Consider the following 8,801-nt stretch of genomic DNA (forward strand, 5'->3'; position numbering starts at 1 on the left):
CGCTACGAAGTGTCGATCGCGGGCACGGCCACGGTGATGGGCGGCACGAGCGCGGTCGCACCGCTGTGGGCCGCGCTGATCGCGCGGATCAATGCGGCGGCGAGTGCGGCGGCGGGCGCAGCGGGCGGTGCGACCGCCGGCTGGGTCAACCCGGTGCTCTACAAGAATCCGGGCGCGCTGCGCGACATCACGCAGGGCTCGAACGGCACGTATGCGGCCGCGCAGGGCTGGGATGCGTGCACGGGCCTCGGCAGCCCGAACGGCGCGCAGCTCGCCGCGATCCTGACGCGCAAGCCGTCGAGCTGACGGCTGCGGTACACGTCTTTCCGTGTGGCGCGGGCGTCCTGTCCGCGCCTTTTTCTCACCTCCAGGAGCAGCACGATGGGCATCGATTCCGCATCCTCCGGCGGCGTGTATCCGCTGCATCACGGCGACCACAATTCGCATGGCGTGCCGCCGACCGTCAACCCGGTCGCGCTCAGCCACGGCCGCGATCAGCCGTTCTTCGATCCGGTCGCGTACGGCAACGGCCCCGACGATTCGGTGACCGACACGACCGAGGCGGCCGCGATCACGCATCACACGATCCTGATCGAAGGGAAGCGCATCGCCTACACGGCGACGGCCGGCCACCTCGTGACGGTCGACCCGAGCAGTTCACAGCCGGCCGCGAAGCTCTTCTACGTCGCGTTCACGGCCGACGGCGCGAAGGAAGAAACGCGGCCCGTGACGTTCTTCTATAACGGCGGGCCGGGCTCGTCGTCGGTGTTCGTGCTGCTGGGCTCGTTCGCGCCGAAGCGCATCAAGACGTCGATGCCGGGCTTCACGCCGCCCGCGCCGTACCAGATGGAAGACAACCCGGACAGCATGATCGACCACAGCGACCTGGTGTTCATCAACCCGGTCGGCACCGGCTATTCGGCGGCCGTCGCGCCGAACAAGAATCGCAACTTCTGGGGTGTCGACCAGGATGCCGATTCGCTGAAGCAGTTCATCAAGCGCTACCTGACGAAGAACAACCGCTGGAATTCGCCGAAGTACCTGTTCGGCGAATCGTACGGCACGGCACGCAGCTGCGTGCTCGCGTACAAGCTGCACGAGGACGGTGTCGACCTGAACGGGGTCACGCTGCAATCGTCGATCCTCGACTACCGGCAGGCCGGCAACCCGGTCGGCGCGCTGCCGACTGCGGCGGCCGATGCGTGGTATCACAAGAAGCTCGGTGTCACGCCGGCGCCGACCGATCTCGGCGCGTTCGTCGAGGAAGTCGCGCAGTTCTCGCGCACCGACTACCTGAACGCGTTGCGCACGGTCCCGCATGCGGACCCGGCCGCCGTGCAGAAGCTGTCGCAATACACGGGCATCGATACGGCGACGCTGCAGTCGTGGAGTCTCAACATCGCCGGTTACGACACGCGCGGCAATTCGCTGTTCCTGACGACGCTGCTGCATGCGCAGGGGCTCGCGCTCGGCTCGTACGACGGCCGCGTGACCGGGATCTCGTCGGGCATCGCCGGCAAGATCGACCCGAACTCGGGCGGCAACGATCCGACGATGACGGCCGTGACGGGCGTCTATACGGCGATGTGGAACAGCTACCTGAACGAACAGCTGAAGTTCACGTCGAATTCCGCGTTCACCGACCTGAACGACCAGGCGTTCCAGAACTGGGATTTCAGCCATATCGACCCGACCGGCGCGCAGCAGGGCATCGATGCGCAGGGGAACGTGATCCTCTATACGGCCGGCGATCTCGCCGCGGTGATGGCGCTGAATGTCGACCTGAAGGTGCTGTCGGCGAACGGCTTCTACGATTTCGTCACGCCGTTCTACCAGACCGTGATCGACCTGCAGCAGATGCCGCTCGAGGATCAGAAGGTGCGGCAGAACCTGTCCGCGCGTTTCTATCCGTCGGGGCACATGGTGTATCTCGACGGCGGCTCGCGCACCGCGCTCAAGCGCGATCTCGCGGCGATGTACGACGCGACGGTCAGCGATACGGGTGCGCGGATGCGGATTCGTGCGCTGCAGGCGACGAAGACGGGCGGGCACGCGTAGCGATACCCGTCGGCAGGACGCCGCGCGCAGCCGTTGCGGTGCGCGCGGCGTGTTCTTTCAGTCCGGGCGGCCGGCTTATGCAGTCGGCCAGTCGAACATCGTGTACGGCAGCGCGCGCTTGTGGCGCGACGCGTCGTAGAAGCGCAGCACCGTTTCGTACACGTTGTCGGCAACGGGTTTGCCTTCGAGGAAATCGTCGATCTCGTCGTAGCTCACGCCGTACGCGTGCTCGTCGGGGCGCAGCGGGCGCAGTTCCTCGAGGTCGGCCGTCGGCACCTTCATCACGATCAGTTCCTCGCCGCCGAGCGCACGGGCCACCGCGCGCACGCGACGCTTGTTCAGCCCCGCGAGCGGCAGGATGTCCGCGCCGCCGTCACCGAACTTCGTGAAGAAACCCATCAGCGACTCGGCCGCGTGATCGGTGCCGATCACGATGCCGCGCCGTGCGCCGGCCACCGCGTACTGCGCGATCATGCGCTCGCGCGCCTTGATGTTGCCGTGCACGAAGTCCTGCTGCGCCGGCGTCTCGAACACATGGCCGGATGCGGCCAGCGCGCCGAGCATCGCGTCGGCGGCCGGCTTCACGTTGACGGTCAGTTCCTCGTCCGCACGGACGAACGCGAGCGCGCGCTGCGCATCGGCTTCGTCGTTCTGCACGCCGTTCGGCAAGCGCATCGCAACGAAGCGGGCATCGTAGCCGTCGGCGCGCAGCTTTTCGACCGACAGTTGCGCGAGCCGGCCGGCCGTCGACGAATCGACGCCGCCGCTGATGCCGAGCACGTAGGTCCGCAGGCCGGTCGAACGAAGGTATTGCGCGAGGAACTCGACGCGGCGGGCAATCTCGGCTTCGGCGTCGAATTGCGGGGCGACGTTCAGTTCGGCAATGATCGCGCGTTGGCGGCTGGCGTAATCGGCGGATGTCATGAAGGGAGTTCCGGAACGAAATCAAGGCGCCCATCATAAGCGCAATCGCGGCGCGGCGCCGCGCCGGGCGTGCGATCCGGCGATTTCGCGTTGCTTCGGCGAGACGGCCGCATCGCCGTGGTGCACGGTGCGCCGGGCGGGTGCATCGATGCCGCGTAACGGGCGTTCGCGCGGCCGGTATTCGATGCGTGTGGCGGCCGGCGTGCCTGCAACCGCACGACCGCGCACACGGGCGGGCGGCGTCAGCGCCGCGCGAGCATGACACCCACCAGCGCGAGCGCGAAGCCGGCGAGCTGGATCGCCGCGAGCGTTTCGCCGAACAGCCAGTAGCCCTGCAGCGCGGCCAGCGGCGGCGCGAGGAACAGCAGCGACGTCGCGCGCGCGGCGTTGCCGCGCCGCAGCATCCACATCAGCATCGTGACCGCGCCGCCGGACAGGAACACGACGCCCCACACGAGCGACACCCACAGCGCCGGCGCGCCGATCCAGCGCGTCTCGTGCAGCAGCGCGACGAAGATGGCTGCGACGATCGCCGCTCCGAAGTTCTGGATGGCAACCGCCGTGCGCAGGTCGCTCTGCGCGAGCTTGCCTTTCTGGTACAGCGAGCCGGCGGTGATCGACCCGACCGCGAGTACCGACACGCCGACGACGAGCCATGCGGGCGCGGCGCCCGGCGGCGGCGCGACGCCGCCCATGACCTTCGGCGCCAGCACGAGCGCGACGCCGGCGAGCCCGAGCGCCATCCCGAACCAGCCGCGCGCGGGCAGGCGCTCATTGAATAGCGGGACGGCGAGCACGGCGGTGGCGAGCGGCTGCAACGCGCCGAGCAGCGCCATCACGCCCGCGTTCAGCCCTTGCGCGACGGCCCAGTAGCGCGCGCCGAGATAGACGCCCTGCAGCAGCGCGCCCGCGATCAGGTGGCGCGGCCATTCGCGCCGGGCCGGCCAAGGCGCACGCGCGACGAGCGCCACCAGGCCGAACAGCGCGGCCGTGCCCGCGAAACGCGCGAGCAGGAACAGGTTGGGATCGGCGTAGGGCTTGATTGCCCGCGCAACGATGAAGCCGGTGGACCAGAGTGCGACAAAAGCGGCGGCGACGATCGAGGTCAGCATGCGTGGCGGGCCGCGAGGCGGCCGGACAGAATCGTAAGGTCGGCCAGTATCGGGGGAAGCGATGCGGGCGTCTTGTCGAATCCTGCACTCATGCTGCGTGCCGCGCATGCGGCCGTCGATTCGGGCGGGGCGGTGCTGGGGGAAGGTGGCGCCGCCCCGGAGGCGGAGCGGGCGAGCGTGATGCCGCGGCGATCAGTCGATCGAGAACGTGTCGAGCGGCTGGTTGGCGCGCGCGTCGGTCGCGAAGCGCGCGGCGAGCTGTTCGTAGAGCCGGCGGGCCTCGTCGAGCGTCAGGTCGATCCAGTACGGATCGCCGGCCGCGTCGTTGAGACGTTCGGGCGGAAACTGGATTTCGATCACACTGCCTTTGCGATACATGGCGCGAGCCCCTTTGCTTGGTCGGTCGTTCGGCGAAGCGCAAAGTGTAGCAACCGGGGCCGCGCCGATTCGCGCGCGTCAGGCAATTCAGAATTTCGCTTTCGGGAAATGCGGCCTGCGTCGTTTCCCGTCGCAGTCAAATGCCGGTCAAACGGCCGTAATACAATGGTCGGCTTACCCATAACCAGTCGCCTCGGGCGTACACGCGATGCTGGCGGAACAACGTCATCAATTCATCCTGTCGGAACTCGGACGGTCGGGCGCCTTGTCGGTCGCGGAGCTCGTCCGCTCGCTCGACGTGTCGCGCGAGACCGTGCGGCGCGACCTGAACGCACTGGCCGCACGCGGCCTGCTCGTGATGACGCACGGCGGTGCGCTGGCCGCGGATCGCCGCGAGCCGAGCCTGTCCGAGCGCGAAGCCGCGAACGCGGAGGCGAAGCGCACGATCGGGCGGCGCGCGGCCGAATTCGTGCCCGACGATGCGTCGGTGCTGATCGATTCGGGCAGCACGCCGCATGCGGTTGCGCTCGCGCTCGCCGACCGGCACCGGCTGTCGATCTACACGAACGACTGGCGTACCGCGTTCGTGCTTGCGCGGCGCAACGGCAACCGCGTGACGTTGCTCGGCGGTGAGCTGTCCGACGACGAGGACGCCACCTTCGGGCTCGACACGATTCAGCAGCTCGCGCAGTACCACGTGGATTTCGCGTTCGTCGGCGCCGGCGGCATCACGCCCGACGGTGAATGCACCGACTACTCGCGGCTCGCGGCCGAGGTGCGCAGCCGGATGATCGCGGCGGCCGGCACCGCGATGATCGTCGCCGACCATTCGAAATTCGGCCGCGTGACGCCGGTGCGGATCAACGGCACGGCGGCTGCCCGCTATCTCGTGACCGAACGCACGCCCGACAAGGCCGTGCGTCGCGCGCTGACCGCACGCGGGATCGAACTGCTCGTGTGCGACTGACGCGCGTCCGACATACAAGGTTCATCGAACCGTCATTCCCAGGGAAGAACCGCCGTCAACACTGACCCATTCACCTCGACCGGCCGCAAGGCCAGGGAGCAACGAATGACCGTCAGCGTGCGCAGCTATCTTTCCCCCACCCTGGTCCTGCTGGCCTTCGACTGGCCCGATGCGGCGTCGCGGTCCGATTTCCTCGGTTTCGCGATCCGGCGCACGCCGGGCTTCTGGTCGGCCGACGGCAAGACGCGCGCGCCGAACAGCTGGCTGCCGAACCGCCTGACGTTCGACGGGCCGGCCGCGCACACGCAGGGCGACGCGCCGACCGACCAGGCGCCGATCCAGAAATTCATGTGGTGGGACGCGCGCATCGATCCGCAGGATCGCGGCGCGTCGTTCCGCTATGACGTGTATCCGGTCGTCGGCACGCCGGCGAACCTGCAGGTGCTCGACGCGCAAGCCGGCGTGTGCGACGTCGTGCTGCCCGCGCATATCGAGGACGGCATCGGCACGTGGTTCAACCGCGCGGTGGTCAGCTCGCAGGCCTTCGCGAAGCAGGTGGCGGCGCTGGGCCTCGCGCCGAATGCGGCGCCGAGCGCCGCGCAGGCGCTGAAGCTGCGCACGTGGCTCGCGAACGACATGGAGCAGGTGTTCGCGGAGATGCTCGACCCCGCGTCGCGCGCGGCGTCAGCTGTCTATCACCTGACCGACACGCTGTGGGCGCTGCCCGCGTTCGAAGCGTTCGGACGCCAGCACGGCGAAGCGTCGCTCGCGATCGTGTACGACGCGCACACGACGGCGCGCAAGGGCAAGCCGCCGCTGCCGTCGCCGAACCAGCCGGCCGTCGATGCGCTGCAGGGTCTCGCGACGCTCGCGCCGCGCGACAAGACGCACATCATGCACGACAAGTTCATCGTGACCGATGCGTCGTCGAATGCGGCGCCCTCACGCGTGCTGACCGGTTCCGCGAACTTCACGACCGAGGGGCTCACGGAGCAGGCGAACGTGCTGCACGCGTTCGACTCGCCCGCGCTCGCCGCGCTGTACAACGATCGTGCGCATGCGCTGGCCGGGAATCCGTCGATCGCGGAGACGGCGAAGCTGTCGCCGGGCTGGTCGGAACCGATGACGATCGGCAGTGCGCAGGTACGGCTCGCGTTTTCGCCGGAGCCGGCCGGGCAGCGCACCGAGATCGACACGATCGTGGCCGCGATCGCGGCGGCAAGGCATTCGGTGTCGTTCTGCCTGTTCATGCCGACCGATGCGGCGCTGCGCGACGCGTGCTTCGCGGCCGGCGACCGCGGGCTGATGATGTTCGGGCTGGTGAACAAGATCAACGTCGGCAGCGCGACGAAGGCCGATGCGGAGCAGCAGGCAGGCCAGACGCTCGATGCAGCGACGCTCGCGAACCTCGAGCTGTATCACCGCAGCCGCGACAACCACGACGTGATCGATGCCGCGTATTTCTCGCCGGCCACCGTGCCGCAGGGTTTCGAGCCGGAATTGCGGTTGTTTCTGGGGGAGCCGGCGCCGGCCTTTCCGCCCGTCGTGATCCATCACAAGTTCATCGTGATCGATGCGGAGGGCGCGAATCCGGTCGTCTATACGGGCTCGGCGAACATGAGCCGCAATTCCGAGCAGTACAACGACGAGAACCTGCTCGAGATCCGCGACCAGCGGATCGCGGCGATCTATCTCGCGGAATTCCTGCGGCTGTACGAGCACTACCGCGCGCGGGCATTGACGATCAATGCGAAGCAGCATGGCACGGACGGGGGCACGGGCGCGCATGCGCGGCTCGCGCTTGCGCCCGATTCGAGCTGGGCGAAGAAGTATTACGTGGCGGGAAGCCCGGAAGCGAAGGCGCGGATCGCACTGGCGTCGACGGCGCCGACGGATTGACCCACGCGAGAACGCCGGGAGCGGACGTCGCGCGCCCGGCGTGAGCCTGGCAGGGAAACGGGCTGCTGGCGCCGCTTAGGCGGCGACGTAGCGCAGTACGGCGTCGGCGATCGTGTCGCGATGCCGCGCGCGCAGGCGCGGTGCCGACGGATCGCGGCCGAACGCGGCGCCGAACGTGTAGCGGTTCGACACGCGGTGGAAGCAGAACGAGCTGATCAGCAGGTGCAGGTCGAACGCGTCGATGTCCTTGCGGAACGCGCCGCTCGCCGCGCCGCGCTCGACCAGTTCCTCGAGCGTCTTGATGATGCTGACGTTGCGGTTCTTGAACGACTTGAGCTGTTCGAGATACTTCGCGCCGTGGATGTTCTCGATCGACACGAGGCGGACGAAGTCGCGATGCTTGTCGTGATAGTCGAACGTGAATTCGACGAGGCGGCGCATGCCTTCGCGCGGCTCCATGTCGCCGATGTGCAGTTCCTGCTCGAGTGCCCGGATGTCGCCGTACACCTTCTCCAGCACGGCCTCGTACAGGCCTTCCTTGCTTTCGAAGTAGTAGTAGAGCATCCGCTTCGTCGTGTTCGTGCGCTCGGCGATGGCATCGACGCGCGCGCCGGCGAGGCCCATCGCGGAGAATTCCTGCGTGGCGACGTCGAGGATGTTGCGCTTGGTTTGCTCGGGATCGTATTTGCGCCGCGCATCGGACGGAAGCGCGCGGGTGTCGGACGTGGCGGCCTTGCTTCCTGCTTTCATGTGACTTTATTGTGGCTTCGGCGGCTTGGAAAAGGCATTCTAGCATGCGGGAAATCCCCGCCCGGCCGACCTTCCGCTCTAATCGGCAGGGCGGTTTCGGCCGCCGTGGCCGCCGCTCAGCGGCGGCAGGACGCGAGCGCGTCGCGGGCCTGGTACGCCGTGTACGTGAGCTGTGCGGCAGCGAGGCCCGCCAGCCCGAACGTGCGTGTGAGCCCGAACGCGTTGAAGCCTTCCGGCACCGGCCGGCCCTCGGCCAGCGTGGCCGCGAGCACTTCGCCGGCCACCGTGGTCGGCGCCATCCCGTGGCCGCCGAACGCGATCGCATGCCACACGCCGTCCGCGTCGCGGCCGATCTGCGGCATCTTGTGCCGCGCGTAGCTCATCAGCCCGCCCCACGCGTAGTCGACCTTCACGCCTTCCAGTTGCGGATACACGCGCAGCAGGTCGCGCCGCAGCAGGCGCGCGATTGCGTCGGGGCCGCGGTCGAGCACGGAGATCCGGCCGCCCCACAGGATGCGCGTGTCCTTCAGCGGACGGTAGTAGTCGAACGCGAAGCGCGTGTCGTAGATCGCGTACGGCGCGTCGATCGCGTCGGGCAGGCGCGCGCCGAGCGGTTCGGTCGCGATCACGTAGGTCGCGATCGGCAGCACCGCGCGCTCGATGCGCGGCGACACGCCGCGCGCGTAGCCGCCGCCGGCGAACACGCCGTCCTT

Annotated in this window: 8 protein-coding genes and 1 pseudogene; 4 read left to right on the plus strand and 5 right to left on the minus strand. The window is 68.3% G+C overall.

Annotation, left to right across the window (positions count from 1 at the left end):
- Together G3O00_RS36380 and G3O00_RS36385 are read left to right on the plus strand one after the other, a co-directional pair.
- Positions 1–306 (plus strand): annotated as a pseudogene (locus tag G3O00_RS36380) (peptidase S53); the annotation flags it as partial.
- A 75-nt stretch (positions 307–381) separates the two neighbouring features.
- Complete coding sequence (locus G3O00_RS36385; protein WP_174935569.1) at positions 382–2,058, plus strand: peptidase S1; 1,677 nt, start codon at positions 382–384, stop codon at positions 2,056–2,058.
- Positions 2,059–2,133: 75 nt separating this feature from the next.
- Here the strand turns inward: G3O00_RS36385 and nadE are convergent, their stop codons facing one another.
- The 3 genes from nadE to G3O00_RS36400 form a co-directional block, all read right to left on the minus strand.
- Complete coding sequence (gene nadE / locus G3O00_RS36390; RefSeq protein ID WP_206145899.1) at positions 2,134–2,982, minus strand: ammonia-dependent NAD(+) synthetase; 849 nt, start codon at positions 2,980–2,982, stop codon at positions 2,134–2,136.
- Between the two features lie 242 nt (positions 2,983–3,224).
- Positions 3,225–4,094, minus strand: coding sequence for a DMT family transporter (locus G3O00_RS36395; protein ID WP_206145900.1), 870 nt, complete (start codon positions 4,092–4,094; stop codon positions 3,225–3,227).
- A 192-nt stretch (positions 4,095–4,286) separates the two neighbouring features.
- On the minus strand, positions 4,287–4,472 hold the full coding sequence (locus tag G3O00_RS36400) for a hypothetical protein (protein WP_006480515.1): 186 nt from the start codon (positions 4,470–4,472) through the stop codon (positions 4,287–4,289).
- A 208-nt stretch (positions 4,473–4,680) separates the two neighbouring features.
- On the opposite strand from G3O00_RS36400, the gene G3O00_RS36405 reads away from it, so the two are divergent.
- Positions 4,681–5,439, plus strand: coding sequence for a DeoR/GlpR family DNA-binding transcription regulator (locus tag G3O00_RS36405; RefSeq protein ID WP_011353988.1), 759 nt, complete (start codon positions 4,681–4,683; stop codon positions 5,437–5,439).
- A 105-nt stretch (positions 5,440–5,544) separates the two neighbouring features.
- Positions 5,545–7,338 carry a phospholipase D-like domain-containing protein gene (locus G3O00_RS36410; protein WP_206145901.1) on the plus strand — a complete coding sequence of 598 codons (1,794 nt, stop codon included), beginning with the start codon at positions 5,545–5,547 and terminating at the stop codon, positions 7,336–7,338.
- A gap of 75 nt (positions 7,339–7,413) precedes the next feature.
- Here the strand turns inward: G3O00_RS36410 and G3O00_RS36415 are convergent, their stop codons facing one another.
- The gene (locus tag G3O00_RS36415; RefSeq protein WP_206145902.1) at positions 7,414–8,088 is read right to left on the minus strand and encodes a TetR family transcriptional regulator; all 675 of its coding nucleotides are present in this window, start codon (positions 8,086–8,088) and stop codon (positions 7,414–7,416) included.
- 116 nt (positions 8,089–8,204) lie between these two features.
- The coding region (locus tag G3O00_RS36420) for an FAD-binding oxidoreductase (RefSeq protein ID WP_206145903.1) at positions 8,205–8,801 on the minus strand (597 nt) is incomplete at its 5' end.

Origin of the sequence: Burkholderia sp. Ac-20384 (genome assembly GCF_017104605.1) — a bacterium.
In the GTDB taxonomy this organism is placed as follows: Bacteria; Pseudomonadota; Gammaproteobacteria; order Burkholderiales; family Burkholderiaceae; genus Burkholderia; species Burkholderia lata.

Excerpts from the sequence above, each read along its gene's own strand:
- G3O00_RS36400 (WP_006480515.1), bottom strand. The coding sequence starts at position 4,472 with ATGTATCGCAAAGGCAGTGTGATCGAAATCCAGTTTCCGCCCGAACGT.
- G3O00_RS36405 (WP_011353988.1), top strand. The coding sequence starts at position 4,681 with ATGCTGGCGGAACAACGTCATCAATTCATCCTGTCGGAACTCGGACGG.
- G3O00_RS36385 (WP_174935569.1), top strand. The coding sequence starts at position 382 with ATGGGCATCGATTCCGCATCCTCCGGCGGCGTGTATCCGCTGCATCAC.
- G3O00_RS36395 (WP_206145900.1), bottom strand. The coding sequence starts at position 4,094 with ATGCTGACCTCGATCGTCGCCGCCGCTTTTGTCGCACTCTGGTCCACC.
- nadE (WP_206145899.1), bottom strand. The coding sequence starts at position 2,982 with ATGACATCCGCCGATTACGCCAGCCGCCAACGCGCGATCATTGCCGAA.
- G3O00_RS36415 (WP_206145902.1), bottom strand. The coding sequence starts at position 8,088 with ATGAAAGCAGGAAGCAAGGCCGCCACGTCCGACACCCGCGCGCTTCCG.
- G3O00_RS36410 (WP_206145901.1), top strand. The coding sequence starts at position 5,545 with ATGACCGTCAGCGTGCGCAGCTATCTTTCCCCCACCCTGGTCCTGCTG.